Genomic DNA, 21,200 nt, shown 5'->3' with positions numbered 1-21,200 from the left:
AGACTTTTACCGACTGACACGGCCGAGGTTGGCGAGGGATACTGTTGAGTGTGGAGGGGAAGTTGACGGACAAGCTTCTAACTTACACACCGATCGAGTCGAGTTTATATTTGGGAGCAAGCAACTATGTCTATTAACGATCTTGAAACAGCGATCGTGGATGAAGAAATTCGACCTAATGAGCCCGGTCGCGTTCGTTTCCAAAACAGTTGGTGGCCGGCGAAGTGCGATCGAGACATGACTTTTGAACCCGGTGAGGTGGTTCGCGTCGTGGGAATTGACAATATTACTTTGATCGTTGCAGCGTCGTTTGTCATCAATTCTGAAAGTTAATGCAAATCTACAATCGGGAGCAAGCAATCATGAATTTTGACAATTCCGAAAAAGCGATCGTGGATGAAGAAATTCGACCTCATGAGTGCGGTCGTGTTCGTTTCCAAAACAGTTGGTGGCCGGCGAAGTGCGATCGAGACCTGACTTTTGAACCCGGTGACGAGGTTCGCGTAGTCGGAATTGACAATATTACTTTAATAGTTGAAGCGTCGTTATAAATCAATGGTTTAGGGACTCGGACTATCAGTTTTTAGCATCTCAAAATTACGAAAAATTAGCAATTAGGAGCAAACAATGATGACTGTTAGCTATTTAGAAAAAGCGATTGTAGAAGAAGAAATTCGACCGAATAAATGCGGTCTTGTCCGCTTTCAAAGCAGTTGGTGGCCCGCTAAGTGCGATCGAAAAATAACTTTAAAACCGGGTGACTTGGTTCGCGTCGTGAGACTTGACAACATTACTCTGATAGTTGAAGCGTAGTTGGGAATTAAGGAGTTAGCGAGTCAAGCTATAGGTTGATCGAATCTCAAAGTTGCGACCAACTTGGAATTAGTAGCCAAAAATCATGACTGTCAGGCATTTGGAAAACGCGATCGTAGAAGAAGAAATTCGACCTGACAAATTCGGCTTCGTCGCATTCCACAGCAGTTGATAGCCTGCTTCGGTGCGATAAACGCATAACTTTTAAACCGGGGGAGCTGGTTTATGTGGAGGGAATTGACAAGATTACCTTGCTGCTGGAGGGTATGGCTTGAAATGTCGGAATTTGCGATCGCGCCGACAAACTGAGCTTTCTTTAAACCCTGTAGGTTTAAGTCAGCAGCAGTCAAAGCATCTCTAGTAAAAACCGCCAGACATTTCTCGGAGCAAAGCAACTGCCACAAGATAAAACCCAAATCGACTCGCCCCTGGTAATAACTAGAACGATCCGACAGAAAAATTATATAGGGGCGCGAGGTTGATAGACCGATCGCCCGATCGACAACAGCCCCAGTCGCCACCAAATCGCAGTGGCGGGAATGCGTCCAAACAGCCTGCAATTGCTGCCAAGTCAAAGTAATTAACCGGGTTCCAAGATCTTTGGCGAAAAACAGGGGATTCATGTAAAAAACGCCGCCTGACGGCATTTGACTGGTAGGCCCAATAATTGGCACAGGGTCGATCGGCTGTAAGCAGCCCCGTCACAGACAACCGTCATCGCCGAAACATCAACATCCGCGCCAGATGCTCTCAAAGCTTTGAGAATTTGACAGTTAATTGCGTCTTCCCCGTGGCCGTTGCTGAGGAAAAGCACCCCCTTCGATTTCATATAATTAGGATACAATCAGAATCAGTGCCGAGCTTTTTTTAAAGACAGCCGTGCGATAGCTACACTCGGGCCGGCTAACTTTTTGTTACTCTAATTTAAATACCTTGTGGAAGTGAAACAGCGTGAATATTGAAATTGGGCGGGGCAAAAGTGCTCGCCGAGCTTACGGCATAGATGAAATCGCGCTCGTACCAGGACAGCGCACCCTCGATCCGAGTTTGGCAGATACCAAGTGGCAGATTGGCGGGATCGATCGAGAAATCCCGATCATCGCCAGCGCAATGGATGGAGTAGTCGATGTCCGCATGGCGATTTTGCTGTCGGAATTGGGAGCAATGGGCGTGCTCAACCTAGAAGGGATTCAAACCCGCTATGCCGACCCCCAGCCAATATTAGAGCGCATCGCCAGTGTCGGGAACCACGAATTTGTTTCCCTGATGCAGCAACTCTATGCCGAACCCATCAAGCCAGAATTAATCGACCTGAGAATTAAAGAAATTAAAGCTGGAGGAGGAATTGCCGCCGTCAGCGGTACCCCCGCCGGTGCGAGCAAATACGGCCGGACGGTTGCTGAATCTGGAGCCGATATATTTTTTGTGCAAGCAACTGTAGTCTCGACAGCTTTCCTTTCCCCTGAAGAGATCTCATCTTTAGATTTGACTCAATTCTGTCAAGAGATGCCGATACCAGTAATTTTGGGCAACTGCGTGACCTACGAAGTCGCCCTGAATTTAATGAAAACTGGCGCTGCGGGCATTCTCGTGGGCATAGGGCCGGGGGCTGCTTGCACGTCTAGGGGCGTATTGGGTGTCGGCGTTCCCCAAGCCACAGCGGTAGCAGACTGCGCCGCCGCGCGGGACGACTACTATCGCGAAACTGGCAAATACGTGTCGGTGATTGCTGACGGCGGTTTAATTACCGGCGGCGATATCTGCAAGTGCATTGCCTGCGGTGCGGATGGAGTGATGATTGGTTCGCCCTTTGCCAGGGCCGCCGAAGCTCCCGGCCGCGGCTTTCACTGGGGGATGGCGACTCCCAGCCCGGTTTTGCCGCGCGGCACTCGCATTCGCGTGGGGACTACGGGTACTGTGGAGCAAATTTTGCGCGGGCCTGCGCTGCTAGATGACGGTACGCACAACTTGCTCGGAGCTCTGAAAACTAGCATGGGCACCTTGGGCGCTAAGGATATTAAGGAGATGCAGCAAGTGGAAGTGGTAATTGCTCCTTCTCTACTGACTGAGGGTAAAGTCTATCAAAAAGCTCAGCAGTTGGGCATGGGTAAGTAGATTTACTGACCCAAGACCAGGGTACGTTGACAAAATTTGTTCAATAGTCTCGAAATTTACAGAATGTTGTGGAATTATCGAGAAGGAGATGTCACAATATAAGAAGCGGAGACGAATGTTTCCGTTCACTCCTCACACCACACTCCGCCCGGACTACTGTTCGGGCGGTTCCTTTTTTCCGGGAAATCTTCGCTCTTGCCTACTAGGTACAGAGCAGAGGCTCTTAGCTCCGGAGAGTGGGAGAGTGGGAAAGCGGGAAAGTGGGAAAGTGGGCAATAGGGGGAGAATTTTTCTGCTGAAGGCCTTCTGCCTTGGGAAACATAAGTGCCTTTTGTTTTCAACCCTCTTCCTTTTGCCTTCGGAAGCCGAAGGCCTTCTTCATTCTTCTTCATAAGCTTTCTGTTAAAATCGTTGACGCAAGTGGTTACATTTTTTGCTAGACTTGTTATCCGAGAAATAGTATTTACAAGGATGGCTAGGGATGTCAGCAGCCGCGCAAGTAACCGACTCTACCTTTAAGCAGGAAGTGCTCGATAGCGAAGTTCCAGTTCTAGTGGATTTTTGGGCTCCCTGGTGCGGGCCCTGTCGGATGGTGGCACCCGTCGTAGACGAAATTGCCCAGCAATATGAAGGGCAGGTCAAGGTAGTAAAAGTTAATACCGACGAGAATCCTAACGTGGCGAGCCAATACGGTATCCGCAGCATTCCGACGCTGATGATATTTAAGGGCGGTCAACGGGTGGACATGGTCGTTGGGGCAGTTCCGAAAACTACTCTGGCAAACACTCTGGAAAAGTACATTTAACTCAACTGCGAGCGGTGCGCGTTGTTCTTTCTTTTTGGGCCGCGAAAGCTAACTCGCTTCAGAACCGGGGCAAAGCTACTGGAAAAGTTATTAGTTGCCAGCAGGGCAATTTGCTGGTGGCTATTGGCTTCTAAATTTGGCTTGCCCCTTAATTTTTATTAGCGACAAATTGTTACCGTTTCGGAAAAATTCATGATTCCTTCTGGGTCTGGTCAAGGTCTTGAGTCCCTCCAAGCTGAATTGATCGATTTGATCGATCGCTTCCCAATGTTGAAGCACTCTGAGTGGATCGAACGATCGCTCTCTACTATAGTGCAAATGGCCGGAGAGGAGATCGATCGCCTAGACTGGAAAATTATCTCGTCGTCTCTGCGAGATATGGAAAAGGCTTTTGAGATGTTTTATCCTTACCGCCACGTTCGCAAAATTGTGATTTTTGGTTCGGCAAGGGTGTCACCGCAATCTGCGGAGTATTTGATGGCCAGAGAGTTTGCGCGCGCCATCGCCCAGCAGGGGTTTATGGTGATTACTGGCGGCGGCGGGGGAATTATGCAGGCGGGGAACGAGGGGGCGACTGCTGAACGTTCTTTTGGGCTGAACATTCAGTTACCTTTCGAGCAGAGTTCTAATCCTTTCATTGCCGGCGATCCCAAATTGCTCAAATTTAAATATTTTTTCACTCGCAAGTTATTTTTTCTCCGGGAAAGCGATGCTTTGGCTCTGTTTCCGGGCGGTTTCGGCACTCTGGACGAGGCTTTTGAGTGTCTGACTTTGACTCAAACTGGCAAGTTCGGGCCGGCTCCTGTGGTATTGATCGATCGACCGGGAGGAGATTATTGGCACGATTGGAATTATTTTGTGCAAAAACAAATGCGCGACCGGGGTTTGATTTCAGCCGACGATCGCAGCCTGTATACAATTACTGACGATGTAAATGTCGCTTGCGAGGCGATCGGTAGTTTTTATCTGGTTTATCACTCCTGCCGCTACGTGCGCGAAAAACTGGTAATTCGCTTGAAAACAGAGCTTTCTGAGGAGAATGTCGATCGGCTAAATGCTGATTTTAGCGATATTGTTGTCACCGGAAAAATTGAAAAAAGTCAAGCTTTGGAACCGGAAATAGGAGATGCAACTTTCGATCTGCCGCGCCTGACTTTGCATTTCAACCAGCGGGATTTGGGGCGACTTTATCAGCTAATTGCTGCTATAAATCAAATGGGTGCAGCTTCGCCGGAAGCGACGCATCCAGAAAAAAAGTAGTTATTAGTCATCAGTCTTCAGTCATTTTTGATATTGGTGAGGTCGGAGAGAAGTTTGACAACTTTTGTTTTGACAAAATAGATTAAGATAAATATTTGTACAAAGTTAAGAAAAAAGCGGGCAATAACAAAAGAAAATCTTGTCAATATCTTGATGAAATTATTTGGGAAAAACCAGCAAAATGCTAGACCTGCTGCTAATTAGCGCTTTGGGGTTTCTCGGCAGTTTCGGTCACTGCACGGGGATGTGCGGCCCGCTGGCAATGGCGTTTTCGCTCTCTAGTACCGGCAAGGATAAATTAGCTACTTTGCGCTTTCACCTACTGCTCAATTTGGGGAGAATTGCTGCTTACGCTTTCGTTGGTGCTGGAATTGGCGGACTGGGTTCGGTGTTAATTGCAGGCGGACTTTTGGCAGGTACGGGTAGCGAATTGCGGCGGGCGATCGCCATTCTCACGGGCACGATGCTGATTTGGTTCGGAGTAGTGCAAATTAAACCGGGTTTGCTGCCCGGATTGCCGCTGCTGCACCCAATGTCGCACGATCGAGTCGGACAAGCAATGAACAAGCTTTCGGCACAAAAAAAATGGTGGGTGCCGATTGCTTTGGGTTTGCTTTGGGGTTTGATTCCCTGCGGTTTCCTCTACGCGGCGCAGATTAAGGCGACGGAAACGGGAAACCCGGTTTTGGGTGCGGCGACGATGCTGGCCTTCGGACTCGGTACGCTGCCAACTATGCTGGGAGTGGGTTTTTTTGCTGGCAGATTGAGCGCTAACAGGCGGAGTCAACTTTTTCGTGCGGGTGGTTGGGTGACGGTGGCGATCGGGATTCTTACCTTGCTGCGAACCGATGAAATGGTAGATTTTACGGGCCACGCAGCGCTGCTGTGCTTGATGCTAGCACTGTTGGCGCGTCCGGTTAGCAAGTTTTTGCCGCAACTGCTGCGCTATCGCCGCGCCTTAGGTGTGGGCGCGTTTGTCCTAGCCGTCGCCCACACGTTTCATATGCTGGATCATACGCTGCGATGGAATTTTGATGCTGTGTCTTTCATGTTGCCGCAGCATCAGTTGGGAATGGCTGCTGGGATGCTGTCCCTGCTGTTGATGTTGCCGGCGGCAGTTACAAGTGTCGATCGCATTCAAAATTTTTTAGGCAAGCTGTGGCGAATGCTTCACCTGTTAAGCGTTCCAGCTTTCTTGCTGTGCGCTGTACACGCGGCACTCATCGGTTCCCACTATCTCGGCGGCTTTGAATGGACGGCGGTTAATCAATTGCGGGCGCTGCTTTTGGGTATAATTACCCTGGGCGTCTTGCTAGTGCGATCGCGTTTGTTTTGGTCTGTTTTATCATTGGAGAAGTTCTATGTTTCGCCTGTCAAACAAAAGTAAAAGTTTGGGATTGTTAGTTTTTTTGGGATTGCTAATTGAAGCAGCAATTCCCAATGCGCCGCAGTTAAACTCGATTTCCGTTTTGGCGCACGAAGTCGAAGTATCGGGAGATGTAGCAGCTACCTTTCACCTAGAACCCAACCACAACCCCCGCGCCGGACAGCCTGCGAAAGTGTGGTTTGCGCTGACTCGCAGGGGCGGTCAAATCATCCCACTAGAGCAGTGCAATTGCAAATTAGCGGTTTATCCGAAAGAGCGCAAAGAAGGGGATAAGCCACTGATGCAGCCGCCTTTAAAAGCCATATCTGCGGAAAAATATCAAGGAATACCAGGAGCAGACATTGTATTTCCGAAGGTTGGCATTTACGAACTTGAATTGAGCGGAACAGCCAAAAATAAAGCTACTTTTAAACCGTTTAAACTTAGTTACAGTGTCACGGTTAGGTAATACCATTGTAGATTTTATATCTTAATGACTGATCGAGAGATTTTCTGTTAATTAATTGCAGAGACTACAAAGGACAGGAAAGAAGAGGAAGATTGAGAGCAAGTTTTTTATTTTAAGTTGATTTTGGCACAAGGTCGATAATTTAGTTAAATTACTATTATAGCAAGTGCCACGACGGTTATGACGTGCTTAATAGCTGAAACCCTCAATTTAATTGCCCTTTCCGTCGGGATTCTTTCCTCTTCCTTCTTCCTCCTTACTTCAAATAGCAAATCTTAATTTTTAATAAAGATAATTGGGTTAATTCTGCACTAAGTAAATTTCTGGGTTACATTATCAATGTCAATTCTGGAATTTTTGCAAGCTAACCTCTCTTGAACTGACAAAGGATATAACAATGGATATCTTATCTAACACCGTGGCGCTATCGCGGATGCAATTTGCGCTAACCGCCATATTCCATATGCTGTGGCCAGTTCTGACTACGGGAATGGGAATTTATCTGGTAATTGTTGAAGGAATGTGGCTGAAAACTCGCAATCCAGACTACTACCATCACGCTCGTTTTTGGTCTAAACTTTACGTCCTTAACTTCGGAATAGGAGTAGCTTCTGGAATTCCAATGGAATTTCAATTCGGCACAAATTGGGCACCATTTTCTGAAGCTGTTGGTGACTTTTTTGGCAGCATTTTAGGCTTTGAAGCTTCAATGGCATTTATGTTAGAAGCCGGCTTTTTAGGAATTATGCTGTTTGGTTGGGAGCGCGTTCACCCGATCGTCCATTATTTCGCTACAATCATGGTAGCCTTCGGCGCGAACCTATCAACCGTCTGGATTTTAGTCGCTAACTCTTGGCTGCAAACTCCTGCGGGCGGAGAAATGGTCAATGGCAAGTTTATTGTCAGCGATTACTTTCAAGCAATTATGAACCCGTTCGCATTAAACAGCATTCTCCATATGTTTTTTGCGACGTTAGAAACTTCGCTGTTTGTCATTGGCGGCATTAGCGCTTGGTACATTCTCAATAAGCGCAACCAAGCCTTTTTTTCCAAATCTTTAAAAATTGCCATAGCGACAGCAATCGCCGTTGCACCTTTGCAGATATACATCGGACATTTGAGCGCCGAACAAGTTTATCACTATCAACCCACTAAATTAGCAGCAATCGAAGCTAAGTGGGAAACTTCACCAGCGGGAGAGTCAGCAGATTGGACTTTGCTAGCTTTGCCTAATGAAAAAGCCCAAAAAAATGACTGGGAAATTACCGTGTCCAATGGCTTAGGATACATTCTGGAATTCAAACAAAAACTCTCCGAACCCGTACTCGGATTGAAGGAATGGAAGCCAGAAAATAGACCCCGTATGGTGGGTTTAATCTATTATTGTTTCCGCATCATGTCCGGGATTGGATTCTTCTTTTTAGGATTGATGCTGTTCAGTATAATTCAGTGGATGCGGGGCAAACTTGCTGCTGAAAATATTAGCAGTCAACCTTGGCTGATGCGCGCTTGGGTATTAGCTGCTCCCCTGGGGTATATTGCTGTAGAATCGGGTTGGATTGTCCGCTGTGTCGGCAGACAACCTTGGGCTTTATACGGGCAAATTCGCACTGCTGACGCGGTGTCAAACATCCCCGCCAGCAATGTTTTAACTTCTCTCAGTTTCTTTGCCGTTGTTTACAGCTTTTTGTTTGTTTGTGCCTTGTATTTTGGCAGCAGAATTATCCGCCAAGGGCCTAATTTAACTCTGCCAGTACCGGGATTAGACAATGAACCCGCAATCGAAAGTGAAGCCGGAGAACACATTCCCGATCAACGTCCCGTAGAAGCACAACAATAGGAGATTGTATGCAAGCTTTGGAGCATTTTCTCCCGCAAGTTTGGTTTGTAATTTTGGCTTTGTTCCTATTGCTATACGTCATGCTAGACGGTTTTGACTTGGGAGTCGGAATCTTGTCTCTGACTGCTGACGACGAGGAACGCAGGGGCATTTTAATGACGAGTTTGGGCAACGTTTGGGACGCGAACGAAACGTGGCTGGTTTTAATGGGAGGCGCTTTATTTGGCGCATTTCCCCTCGCTTACGGCACGATTTTGACAGCGCTGTACATACCGATTTGCATGATGCTTTTTGGTTTGATATTTCGGGCTGTCGCCTTTGAGTTTCGCGAGCATTCTAAGCGCAAATTACTCTGGAATTATGCCTTTGGTGCTGGCAGTTTTTTAGCAGCTTTAGCTCAAGGATTTGCCCTCGGTGCGGTACTTGAGGGCATTGCGGTTGATGAAGCCGGTCACTTTGTGGGGACTACTTGGGACTGGCTGGATTGGCGATCGATCTTGGTCGCTTTGACGCTGATTCAAGGCTATGTTTTGATCGGTTCAACCTATCTAATTATGAAAACGGAGGGCGAACTGCAAACAAATCACTATCGCACGGCTAAAATTGCGGCGGTGACAACTTTAATCGGAGCGATTTTAATTACGATCGCCACTCCGATTTTTTACGAAAGTGCTAGAGCCAGGTTGTTTGAGAAACCGCTAGTTTATGTCTTTGCCACGATTCCTTTGCTGGGAGTGCTGTTGGTAGGATTGCTGCTGAAAAGTCTCGCAAGCAAAGAAGAACGAACGCCGTTTATCTGGACGATTCTAATTTTTTTGCTTACTTTCATCGGCTTGGGATTGATTGTTTTTCCCTACATTATTCCTTCGCAAATCACAATTTACCAAGCCGCAGCTTCGCCCAGCGCCCTGGTATTTATGATTGTGTTTATGGGCGTTCTTCTCCCGATTATGATTTTTTACAACATCTACAATTATGTTGTTTTTCGGGGTAAGGTTGTCGGCGGCCACTACGGGAAATAAAGCATAATCACACCGCATATGTAAGCAAATATACGCAGATTGTATCAACTAAATATCCGGTTCGATCTGCGTATATTTGCGGTTAAAAGATACAAATAATTGTTTTATAATACCATCACCACATTAGGCAACCATACTATACATAGCGCAAATAGTTCGGAGTAGGGAAAGGAACTCGTTTAGGATTAGCGATCGCACGTCATGCGATTTGAAATTGGAAATTTGAGATTGCTCGCACGGATGAGTCCGGGAATTTTCATCACGATGGGGAGCTTTTTTTAAAGATACACGGATGAATCCGGGGGCGCCGTATCAAATTGCTTTCTGTCAAATAATAGTTGAGAAACATGGGAAAAAATTACAGTTAATTCTGTCCCTAGCGAGGGTGCAGAGTTTGCGATCGCTATCTTTGGCAAATAATAAAATACAATGGAATGGAATGTTTTAATTTTACTCTTGTATAATATAGAGTCAACAAGTTATGGATGCGGTCGCCAATTTGTCAGGTTATCAGATTACAGAGCAACTTTATGCAGGTACACGTACCCTAGTCTATCGAGGCATCCGTAGCCGTGACCAATACCCAGTCGTCATCAAACTGCTGCGAAACGAATACCCCACCTTCAACGAGCTCGTCCAGTTTCGCAACCAATATACCATTGCCAAAAATCTCGACTTCCCTCACATTGTCAAAGCCCTGACGCTGGAAGTATACCGCAATAGCTATGCCCTAGTAATGAAGGACTTTGGCGGAGTCTCCCTATCTACTTATCTCAAAACAGCAACAAATGAAACCCAACCATCTCAAGCTTTACCTTTAGCAGAATTTCTCCAACTCGCCATACAACTAACAGATATTATCCACTATCTCTACCAAAAGCGAGTCATTCACAAAGATATTAAACCCGCTAATATTCTCATTAATCCAGACACCAAACAAATTCAACTAATTGACTTTAGTATTGCATCTCTCCTACCACGCGAAACCCAAGAAATACAGAATCCCAATATCTTAGAAGGAACATTATCCTATCTCTCTCCCGAACAAACAGGACGGATGAATCGAGGCATTGACTATCGCAGTGACTTTTATTCCCTGGGTGTGACTTTTTATGAATTGTTGACAGGAAAATTGCCATTTATCTCGGATGATCCGATGAAATTGGTACATTGTCATCTCGCCACAAAGTCGAAACCGATCCATCAAATAAATCCAGAAGTTCCCCTAATCTTATCGAAAATTGTCAGTAAGCTGATGGCGAAAAATGCCGAACACCGCTATCAAAGTGCATTAGGACTCAAGCACGATTTAGAAAATTGTTTATTTCAGTTACAAAAAATAGCCAAAATTGAAGATTTTGAACTCGGAAAGCGAGATATTAGCGATCGCTTTACTATCCCCGAAAAGCTTTACGGTAGAGAAAAAGAAGTTGCTCAACTATTAGCTGCCTTTGAGCGAGTCAGCCTGGGAACAACGGAAATGATGCTAGTAGCAGGTTTTTCGGGAATTGGGAAAACCGCCGTTGTCAATGAAGTTCATAAACCCATTGTCCGTCAGCACGGTTATTTTATAAAAGGCAAATACGATCAATTTCAACGCAACATTCCCTTCAGTGCCTTTGTGCAAGCCTTCCGCGACTTAATGGGTCAATTGCTATCAGAATCGGATAGCCAACTGCAAACATGGAAAACCCAGATTTTAGCAGCATTGGGAGACAACGGACAAGTCTTGATTGACGTGATTCCTGAGTTAGAAGGCATAATTGGCGCTCAACTTCCTGCAACTGAATTGTCAGGAAGCGCCGCCCAAAATCGCTTTAATCTGCTCATGCAGAAATTTATGCAAGTTTTTACAAGCAAAGAACATCCTTTAGTGATGTTTTTGGATGACTTGCAATGGGCGGATTCAGCCTCCCTAAATTTGCTACAATTATTGATGAGGGATACAGGATATTTATTAGTATTGGGAGCCTATCGAGATAATGAAGTTTCGCCTGTGCATCCATTTATCTTAACAGTGGATGAGGTAGTTAAAACAGGGGCAACAGTGAATACGGCTACTTTGCCAGCGTTAAGCGAACCAGATATGAATTTGTTGGTGGCGGATACGCTGAATTGCGAATCATCCTTGGCCCAACCTTTGACAAAATTAGTGTATCAAAAAACTCAGGGAAATCCTTTTTTCGCCACTCAGTTTCTCAAGGCATTACATGACGATCGGCTAATTAGTTTTAATTGGAATATTCGGCATTGGCAGTGTGATATTGCCCAAGTAAAAACCCTAGCTATCACTGATGATGTCGTTGAATTCATGGCATTGCAATTGCAGAAGTTGCCCAGAGAAACTCAGGATTTTCTCACATTAGCTGCTTGTATAGGAGCCCAGTTTGATTTGAATACGTTAGTAATTGTCAGTGAGAAATCTGCTGGAATGACGGCTACGGCTTTATGGAAAGCATTGCAGGAAGGTTTGGTGATTCCCACGACAAAAATCTATAAGTTCTTTACGGAATCGGATAGCGATGAAGTTTTCAAGGCTTCAGCTAACCCAACTTATCGATTTTTACACGATCGCGTCCAGCAAGCCGCCTATTCGCTCATTCCAGATTCACAGAAAAAAGCAACTCATCTCAAAGTCGGACAATTACTTCAGCAAAATTGCTCAGCAATAGAGCAAGAGGAAAAACTGTTTGATATTGTTGGGCATTTGAATCGAGGAATTGAGTTAATTACTCAACCGATCGAACGGGAAGCATTAGCTCAACTAAACTTAGCAGCCGGACGCAAGGCAAGAAGTTCTACCGCATACAGTGCGGCAAGAGTTTATCTGCAAACGGGGATGGGGCTACTACAGGTAAATTGTTGGCAAAGTCAGTATGAATTGACTCTGAACCTCTCTGTTGCAGCCGCCGAAGCTGCCTATTTGAATGGTGACTTTGACGGAATGGAGGAGATTGCAGGACTGGTATTGCAAAAAGCTCAGTCGATTTTAGACAAAGTTAAAATTTACGAAATTCAGATTGCCGCACAGATAGCTCAGGGCAAGTCGTTAGCAGCCATTGCAGTAGCCAGAGATGCACTCGGACAATTAGGGGTTGAATTGCCCACCGAAGCTGACGAAGCATTAATTGGCAAAGCGCTACAAACCCTGGCCACCCAACTTGAGGGCAAACCGGTTGAAGAACTAGCCGAGTTGCCGGTGATGACCGATGCCAAGGCGACTGCTGCCATGCAACTGTTAGCAATATTATTTGCACCCATTATCCAGGGAAGACCAGGTTTACTGCCCCTACTGAGTTCCACGATGGTGAGTTTATCGCTCTCCTGTGGAAATACACCCGCATCAATTGTCGGATATGCGATTCACGGCATGGTGCTGTGTGCCTTTTTGGGAGAAGTTGAAACAGGCTACGCTTTGGGTAAATTGGCATTCTCATTGATTGAGCGCTTCAATGTGAGGGAATTTAAGTGCATAATTCTGGCTATGTTTGGGTTCTATATTCAGCATCACAAGGAAGCTCTCAGAGCAACGATACCGACGCTGAAAGATGGCTATCTAGCAGGCATGGAAACTGGTGATTTTGTCCACGCTGGCTACAGCATAATCAATCACTTTTACGCCAACTTTTTCAGTGGAGTAGAACTAGACACTTTAGAAACCGAAATAGCAGCTTATAGCGCAGTCATGGTGCAGGCAAAGCAAAATTCTGCCCGAGTTTATTTAGGGATGATGCTGCAGATAGTGCGGAACTTGAGGGAAACTGTAAGTCAACCGAATTGCTTAATCGGCGATGCCTACGATGAAACGGTGATGCTTCCTAAGCATCATCAGGACAACGAACTTTCGTTGAGCGCTTTTGCTTACATCTACAAACTGCTGCTTGCCTACTTGTTTGGCAATTATCCGGCGGCCCTAGACCACATTGCGCAAGCCGAACAGTATTTTATGGCAGTATCAGGAGTGATTGTTGTTCCCATTTTCCATTTCTATGTAGCTCTGACGCACCTGGCGCTCTTCCCCACCCTGTCAGAAATTGAACAAGCTGAAATTCTCGCCTCTGTAGAAACCCATCAAACCACTCTGCAACAGTGGGCGAAAAATGCTCCTATGAATCATCTGCATAAGTGGTATTTGGTTGAAGCAGAAAAGCATCGAGTTTTGGGTAATAAAGCTGAGGCGATTGAACACTATGACCGGGCTATATCCCTCGCTAAAGAAAATCAATTTTTGAACGAAGAAGCATTAGCTAATGAACTGGCAGCAAAATTTTATCTAGAGTGGGGTCAAGAAAAATTTGCCAAAATTTATGCACTGGAGGCTTACTATGCCTACAGTCGTTGGGGAGCCAAAGCTAAAGCTATTGATTTAGAACAACGTTATCCTCAATTCCTGCTTCCCATTCTTCAACAAGCTAGCTCCTATGCTTCCTTCAAGGAAACTATTACGCGGGGAACGATTACTTCTACTCACTCTTCTAGCAGCAACTCTGAATTTCTAGATTTGCCTACTCTGATCCAAGCCTCTCAAGCCATTTCTGGGGAGATTGAAGTAGATAAACTCCTGACTACTCTCCTAAAAATAGTGATTACAAATGCTGGGGCAAGCCGGTGTGTGTTATTGCTTAAACAAGATATTGAGTTACAGGTAGTAGCCCTTGTCGTAGAGGGGCAGGAACCGCAACTATTACCATCAATACCGCTAGAATCAAGTCAGGATGTAGCGATTAGTTTGGTCAATACTGTCAAGCGGAGTTTGAAACCGCTGGTATATGCCGATGCGAGAGTAAATCCTCAGTTTGCTGGAGATAGTTACATTGAACAGCACCAGCCTAAAAGCGTTCTGTGTAGTCCAATCCTTAATCAAGGCAAGTTGATTGGAATTTTATATCTGGAAAATAACCTGACAGTGGGGGCATTTACGAGCGCTCGGGTTGAAGTGCTCAATCTTATTTGCTCTCAAGCCGCCATTTCCTTAGAAAATGCCCGTTTGTATCAAGAATCTCAACAAGCATTTACAGATCTCAAACAAGCTCAAATAAAAATAGTTCAAAGCGAAAAAATGTCGGCATTGGGGAATTTAATAGCTGGTGTCGCCCACGAAATTAATAACCCGGTTAGCTTCCTTGCTGGCAACATTAGCCCAGCCTTAGACTACATTAATGATTTGTTTGGATTGCTCGATTTGTATCAGCAAGAATATCCTAATTGCAGTGCGGCAATTAAAGATGAAATTGAAGCTATCGACCTCGATTATATCCGGGAAGACTTACCAAAGTTAGTGGGTTCCATGCACGAAGGCGTGAAGCGAATCAAAGGCATTAGCACCAGTCTGCGCATCTTTTCCCGTGCCGATAGCGATCGCCCCGTCCCCTCCCATATCCACGAGGGCCTCGAAAGCACCTTGATGATCCTCAAACATCGCCTCAAAGCTTCGGACACACGCCCAGAGATTCAAGTCATCAAGAAATACGGTGATTTGCCGAAAGTAGAGTGCTATGCAGGTCAGCTAAATCAAGTTTTTATGAATCTGTTGAGTAATGCGATCGATGCTCTGGATGAATCAAATACTGGACGGAGCTTTGCAGAGATTAAAGCGGCTCCTAATAAAATTACTATCGAAACCAAATTATCGGGCGAGCCGCAACAAGTTGTGATTCGGATCGAAGACAATGGGGTTGGCATTAATGAGGGGGTGCGAGACAAGATTTTTGATGATTTATTTACGACGAAGGAAGTCGGTAAAGGGACGGGGTTGGGGTTAGCGATCGCACGGCAGATTGTTGTTGAGAAACACTTTGGTATTTTAGAAGTAAATTCAGCGTTAGGTCAAGGTGCAGAGTTTGTAATTACAATTCCCATCAAGCCAAGAGAATCAAGATAGTTGTGATGCAGCAATGAATGACATCCTCCTGTGGTTCGTCCGCAGATATCGTGCTGGGAAAGGTTGATATTAAAACAATATAGACCATTAGCCAATAAAGTTAAAAACATTAGTATCAATTGGGGATGTTTCCCGATATGGTTGATAAACTATACCTTAGAGTTATAGTCGAGCAATTTTTTTGAGGACTGAAAAATGGATGTCATCATTCCCCTAGCTGGGTATCGGCTCGCAGAACAAATCTATGCAGGCTCTCGCACCCTCGTTTATCGGGGTGTTCGAGATAGCGATCGCACTCCTGTTGTCATCAAACTACTACGAAACGAATACCCCAATTTCAACGAACTTGTCGGGTTTCGCAATCAGTACACCATTGCTAAAAATCTTAATTTTCCTAGCATTATTCACCCCTTGACTCTAGAAGTATACCAAAATAGCTATGCCTTAGTCATGGAGGATTTTGGAGGAGTATCTCTATCTACTTATCTCAGGGTTGCTAACGCTCAAAACCCTGCTAAATCTTTATCTTTAACAGAATTTCTCAATCTGGCTCTGCAACTCACAAACATTCTCCACCATCTCTACCAAAACCGAGTCATTCACAAAGATATCAAACCCGCCAATATTTTAATTAATCCCGAAACCAAACAAATTAAACTAATTGACTTTAGTATCGCATCCCTCCTACCACGAGAAACTCAAGAAATAAAAAATCCCAATATCTTAGAAGGAACATTAGCCTATCTTTCTCCCGAACAAACCGGACGGATGAATCGAGGCATTGACTATCGTAGTGACTTTTATTCCCTGGGTGTGACCTTTTATGAATTGTTGACAGGCTCGTTACCATTTGTCTCAGAAGATGCGATGGAATTAGTGCATTGTCATCTCGCTAAACACGCGATACCCATCCATCATCTTCATCCAGAAATTCCCCTGGTTTTATCTGAAATTATCAGTAAGTTGATGGCAAAAAATGCCGAAAACCGCTATCAAAGTGCATTAGGACTGAAATATGATTTAGAGAAATGTTTAACTCAACTTCAAGAAACTGGTCAGATTGAATCTTTTGAACTGGGAGACGGAGATATCAGCGATCGCTTTACTATCCCCGAAAAACTCTACGGTAGAGAAAAAGAAGTTACTGAATTATTAGCTGCCTTTGAACGAGTCAGCCTGGGAACAACGGAAATGATGCTAGTGGCAGGTTTTTCGGGAATCGGTAAAACCGCCGTTGTCAATGAAGTTCATAAACCCATTGTCCGTCAGCGCGGTTATTTTATCAAAGGCAAATACGATCAATTTCAACGCAACATTCCCTTTAGTGCCTTTGTGCAAGCCTTCCGCGACTTAATGGGGCAATTGATCTCCGAATTGGATACCCAACTGCAAACATGGAAAACCCAGATTTTAGCAGCAGTGGGAGATAACGGACAAGTTTTGATTGACGTAATTCCTGAATTGGAAAACATCATCGGTAAACAGCCACCAGCAGCTGAACTATCAGGAAGTGCCGCCCAAAATCGCTTTAATATGCTGATGCAAAAATTTGTGCAAGTTTTTACAAGTAAAGAACATCCTTTAGTGATGTTTTTAGATGACTTGCAATGGGCAGACTCCGCATCCCTGAAGTTGCTACAATTATTGATGGAAGATACGGGATATTTATTGGTATTAGGTGCTTATCGGGATAATGAAGTTTCTCTTGTGCATCCATTGATATTCACAGTGGATGAAATTGTCAAAACAGGGGCAACGGTAAATACAATTACTTTGCCACAGTTAAGCGAACCAGAGCTGAATCGGTTGGTAGCAGATACACTTAATTGCGAGTTATATATTGCGGAACCTTTAACAAAATTAGTTGCTCAAAAAACCAAAGGTAATCCTTTCTTTGCAACACAGTTTCTTAAAGGATTGCATGACGATAAGCTGATTACTTTTGATTGGGATATCCGGCATTGGCAATGCGATATTGCTCAAGTTAGAGCTTTAGCTATCACCGATGATGTTGTCGAATTTATGGCAGTGCAATTGCAGAAGCTACCGACACAAACTCAGGAAGTTCTCAAGTTAGCTGCTTGTATTGGGGCACAGTTTGATCTGAATACGCTGGCGATTGTCGGTGAAAAATCGTCGGAAGAAACAGCAGCATTTTTGTGGATAGCTTTACAAGAAGGTTTCATTCTTCCCACAACCGAAATTTATAAATTCTTCATTCAAACAGATTCCCTAACTGCCACCCAGTCGGCTGCAAACCAAACTTATAAATTCCTACACGATCGCGTCCAACAAGCCGCTTATTCCCTGATTCCAGACGAGCAAAAAAAGATCGCTCACCTAAAAATAGGGCAACTTTTACTGACCCATACATCTGCTACTGAAAAAGAAGAAAAACTGTTTGAGATTGTTAACCAACTTAATATCGGCAAATCCCTGATCCTCTATCAAGCTGGGCAAATAGAACTTGCAAAACTCAACCTGAAAGCCGGACAAAAAGCCAGAGCTGCAACTGCCTATACAGCCGCATTTGAGTATTGTACTACGGGCATCGCCTTGTTAGGTAAGGAGGGGTGGCAAACCCAGTACGAGCTAACCTTAGCCCTATACGAAGCTGCCACTGAAACTGCTTATCTGAGCGGCAAATTCGAGCAGATGAAACAATTGGCAGCAATCATTACAGAACACTCTAAAAACCTGTTGGATACGATTAAGGTCTATGAAGTTCAAATTCAAGCTGCCCAAGCTCAACATCAATTTCTAGAGGCAGTGCAGATTGCCTTAAAGAGTGTGGAGCGTCTAGGAACCAGTCTTCCAGAGCAACCGAGTCAATTAGATATTGCAAAGGCATTCGAGGCGACTAAATCTATCCTGGCTGGAAGACAACCCCTGGACTTAATAACTCTGCCTCAGATGACTGATCCTAACAAGTTAGCAGCTTTACGGATTCTTAAATCTGTCTCTTCTTCTGCTTTTGTTGCAACTCCAGCGCTCTTACCGTTTATTGTCCTCGAACAGGTAAATTTGTCTGTTCAATATGGCAATGCCTCATTCTCTGCAAATGGGTATGCTTACTATGGACTGATACTTTGTGGGATAGCGGGAGAAATTGAATTTGGCTATCAGTGTGCAAAACTAGCACTTTTATTGCTCGAACATTTTAATGCCAAAGAAATGAAAGCCAGAGTCTATGTCGGAATTTACTGTAGCGTGTGGCATTGGAAAGAACCGCTCAAGAACAGCTTACCTTTTCTCCGGGAAGGCTACCAAGTGGGACTGGAAACAGGAGATTTAGAAGCAGCTATCATTTGCGGATTTATTTACATCTCATACTGTTGGTTTATGGGCAGAGAACTAAGCGATCTCAGTCGAGAGAGTGCTGCCTTCCGAACTCAGATCGCCCACCTCAAGCAAGAAGGACTGACTAGCCATCTAACTGTGTTTCAGCAAGCAATTTTAAATCTGATTGGCGATGCTGCTGAACCTTGGCAGCTTAGTGGAGATGCCTTCGATCGCGAGGAAATTGTGCCAGCCCTCGAGCGATCGGGCGATCGGACTGTGCTTTACTATTTCTATACCAGCGAACTGAGTCTGTGTTATCTGTTTGGCAAGTTTGAGTTGGCGGTGGAAGCGGCGATCGCAGCCGAAAAATATATAGGTGGCGCTACAGGTTTATTCATAGTTCCAATCTGCTACACCTATGATTCTTTAGCGCATCTGGCAATCTATTCTCAGGTTTCCGAGGCACAACAGCAACACATTCTTGAACGGGTAGCTAAAAACCAGGAAAAGATGAAAAAGTGGGCCGATCATGCTCCCGAAAATTACCTGCACAAATTTTATTTAGTTGAAGCCGAGCGCTACCGAGTTTTAGGGCAGAAATCAGAGGCATTAGAATTCTACGATCGCGCCATCTCCCTTGCTAAAGAGCATCAATTCCTCAACGAAGAAGCACTAGCTAATGAACTGGCCGCGAAATTTTACCTAGAATGGGGTAAAGAAAAAATTGCCCAACTTTATGCGATCGAGGCTTACTATGCCTACAGTCGTTGGGGAGCTAAGGCTAAAGTAGAAGATATGGAAAAATGTTATAGCCAACTCATCGCTCCTATCCTTCAGCAATCTCATCCCTCCACCTCCTTCCAGGGAACTATCAGCCACCAGGAAACTATTGCTTCTACGCGCTCTTCTAGTAGCGTTTCTGAAGTTCTAGATTTGGCTAGTCTACTCAAAGCTTCTCAAACCCTTTCTGGGGAGATTGAACTCGATAAACTCTTAGCTACTCTCCTAAAAATAGCGATCGCCAATGCTGGAGCAAGTAAGTGTGTCTTGCTACTCAAACAAGGTAGTAATTTACAGGTAACAGCCCTTGTAGAAGAGGAACAGGAAGCGCAGCTATTACCATCCATACCTCTAGAATTAAGTTTGGATGTAGCAATTAGTTTGGTGAATACTGTCAAGCGGAGTTTGGCACCTCTGGTACTGGCTGATGCTAGGGTAAATCCTCAGTTTGCAGGCGATCCCTATATTCAGCAGCACCAGCCTAAAAGTATTCTTTGTAGTCCAATTCTTAGCCAAGGTAAGTTAATTGGAATTTTATATCTGGAAAATAACGTGACGGTTGGAGCATTCACGAGCGATCGGGTTGAGGTTCTGAATTTGCTCTGCTCTCAAGCCGCCATTTCCTTAGAAAATGCCCGTTTGTATCAAGAATCTCAACAAGCATTTACAGATCTCAAACAAGCTCAAATAAAAATAGTTCAAAGCGAAAAAATGTCGGCATTGGGGAATTTAATAGCGGGTGTCGCCCACGAAATTAATAATCCAGTTGGTTTTCTGGTTGGTAATATTCAACCAGCCTTAGAGCATATCAAAGATTTGTTTGGATTGCTCGATTTGTATCAACAAAAATATCCCCAACTCGATCCAGAGATTCAAGAGGAAATCGAGGACATCGATCTGGACTACATCCGGGAAGATTTACCGAAATTAGTAGGTTCGATGCGGGAAGGCGTGAAGCGGATTCGGAATATTAGTACGAGTCTACGGACATTCTCCCGTGCCGATACTAACTATCCCGTAGCTTGCAATATTCACGATGGCATCGATAGCACCATTATGATCCTGAAACATCGCCTCAAGGCTAACGAAACTCGTCCAGAAATCAAAGTGATTAGGGAATACGGTAACTTACCACAAGTGGAGTGTTATGCCGGACAGTTGAATCAAGTATTTATGAATTTATTAGCTAATGCGATCGATGCTTTAGATGAATCAAATCAAGGAAGATCTTATGCAGGAATCGCCAATCAAATTACTATTAAAACCGAAATTGATGAAAACAAAAACCAAGCGATTATTCGCATTAAAGATAACGGTGTGGGAATGAGTGAGGCAGTGCGAGAGAATATTTTTGATGAGTTATTTACAACAAAAGCGGTTGGGAAAGGAACGGGATTAGGATTGGCGATCGCACGGCAGATTGTTGTTGAGAAACACTCTGGTATTTTAGAAGTAAATTCAGCGTTAGGTCAAGGTGCAGAGTTTTTGATTACAATTCCCGTCAAGACAATAGAATCAAGATAGTTGTGATGCAGCAATGAATGACATCCTCCTGTGGTTCGTCCGC

14 protein-coding genes are annotated in these 21,200 nt (G+C 44.7%); 12 read left to right on the top strand and 2 right to left on the bottom strand.

The window, feature by feature from the left end:
* Positions 1 to 126: 126 nt before the first annotated feature.
* The 3 genes from E5S67_RS03075 to E5S67_RS03065 all read left to right on the top strand — a co-directional run bounded on the left by E5S67_RS03075 (position 127) and on the right by E5S67_RS03065 (position 813).
* Positions 127 to 333, top strand: coding sequence for an NfeD family protein (locus tag E5S67_RS03075; protein WP_172185369.1), 207 nt, complete (start codon positions 127 to 129; stop codon positions 331 to 333).
* The gene (locus E5S67_RS03070; protein ID WP_246276606.1) at positions 333 to 551 is read left to right on the top strand and encodes an NfeD family protein; all 219 of its coding nucleotides are present in this window, start codon (positions 333 to 335) and stop codon (positions 549 to 551) included. Before E5S67_RS03075 ends, E5S67_RS03070 begins: the two co-directional genes overlap by 1 nt.
* A gap of 76 nt (positions 552 to 627) precedes the next feature.
* A complete protein-coding gene (locus tag E5S67_RS03065) occupies positions 628 to 813 on the top strand; it encodes an NfeD family protein (RefSeq protein ID WP_246276605.1) in 186 nt (61 codons plus the stop codon).
* Between the two features lie 92 nt (positions 814 to 905).
* On the opposite strand, the gene E5S67_RS33100 is transcribed toward E5S67_RS03065, so the two are convergent.
* Together E5S67_RS33100 and E5S67_RS33095 are read right to left on the bottom strand one after the other, a co-directional pair.
* Entirely contained in the window at positions 906 to 1,436 is a 531-nt protein-coding gene (locus E5S67_RS33100; protein ID WP_246276604.1) for a hypothetical protein, read from the bottom strand.
* A complete protein-coding gene (locus E5S67_RS33095) occupies positions 1,433 to 1,642 on the bottom strand; it encodes a hypothetical protein (protein WP_246276603.1) in 210 nt (69 codons plus the stop codon). Before E5S67_RS33095 ends, E5S67_RS33100 begins: the two co-directional genes overlap by 4 nt.
* 122 nt (positions 1,643 to 1,764) lie before the next feature.
* Between E5S67_RS33095 and E5S67_RS03055 the strand changes: the two genes are divergently transcribed.
* From E5S67_RS03055 to E5S67_RS03015, 9 genes are all read left to right on the top strand, one after another.
* Positions 1,765 to 2,928 carry a GuaB3 family IMP dehydrogenase-related protein gene (locus tag E5S67_RS03055; RefSeq protein ID WP_172185365.1) on the top strand — a complete coding sequence of 388 codons (1,164 nt, stop codon included), beginning with the start codon at positions 1,765 to 1,767 and terminating at the stop codon, positions 2,926 to 2,928.
* 481 nt (positions 2,929 to 3,409) lie between these two features.
* Positions 3,410 to 3,733: a thioredoxin gene (gene trxA, locus E5S67_RS03050; RefSeq protein WP_006631199.1), complete on the top strand. Its 324-nt coding sequence runs from the start codon at positions 3,410 to 3,412 to the stop codon at positions 3,731 to 3,733.
* A 192-nt stretch (positions 3,734 to 3,925) separates the two neighbouring features.
* Positions 3,926 to 4,993: an LOG family protein gene (locus E5S67_RS03045; RefSeq protein WP_172185363.1), complete on the top strand. Its 1,068-nt coding sequence runs from the start codon at positions 3,926 to 3,928 to the stop codon at positions 4,991 to 4,993.
* 181 nt (positions 4,994 to 5,174) lie between these two features.
* Entirely contained in the window at positions 5,175 to 6,380 is a 1,206-nt protein-coding gene (locus E5S67_RS03040; RefSeq protein ID WP_172185361.1) for an urease accessory protein UreH domain-containing protein, read from the top strand.
* Positions 6,355 to 6,828, top strand: coding sequence for a hypothetical protein (locus E5S67_RS03035; RefSeq protein ID WP_172185359.1), 474 nt, complete (start codon positions 6,355 to 6,357; stop codon positions 6,826 to 6,828). The genes E5S67_RS03040 and E5S67_RS03035 overlap by 26 nt, the downstream gene beginning before the upstream one ends.
* 397 nt (positions 6,829 to 7,225) lie before the next feature.
* On the top strand, positions 7,226 to 8,668 hold the full coding sequence (locus E5S67_RS03030) for a cytochrome ubiquinol oxidase subunit I (protein WP_172185357.1): 1,443 nt from the start codon (positions 7,226 to 7,228) through the stop codon (positions 8,666 to 8,668).
* A gap of 8 nt (positions 8,669 to 8,676) precedes the next feature.
* A complete protein-coding gene (gene cydB / locus E5S67_RS03025; RefSeq protein WP_172185355.1) occupies positions 8,677 to 9,690 on the top strand; it encodes a cytochrome d ubiquinol oxidase subunit II in 1,014 nt (337 codons plus the stop codon).
* A 481-nt stretch (positions 9,691 to 10,171) separates the two neighbouring features.
* Complete coding sequence (locus E5S67_RS03020; RefSeq protein ID WP_172185353.1) at positions 10,172 to 15,571, top strand: trifunctional serine/threonine-protein kinase/ATP-binding protein/sensor histidine kinase; 5,400 nt, start codon at positions 10,172 to 10,174, stop codon at positions 15,569 to 15,571.
* Positions 15,572 to 15,766: 195 nt separating this feature from the next.
* Positions 15,767 to 21,157: a trifunctional serine/threonine-protein kinase/ATP-binding protein/sensor histidine kinase gene (locus E5S67_RS03015; RefSeq protein WP_172185351.1), complete on the top strand. Its 5,391-nt coding sequence runs from the start codon at positions 15,767 to 15,769 to the stop codon at positions 21,155 to 21,157.
* The last annotated feature ends 43 nt before the right edge of the window (positions 21,158 to 21,200 follow it).

The organism is Microcoleus asticus IPMA8, assembly GCF_013179805.1.
Lineage (GTDB): Bacteria > Cyanobacteriota > Cyanobacteriia > Cyanobacteriales > Microcoleaceae > Microcoleus > Microcoleus asticus.
The sequence above is the reverse complement of the archived record's forward strand: the minus strand, read 5'-3'. Positions and strand labels throughout refer to the sequence as shown.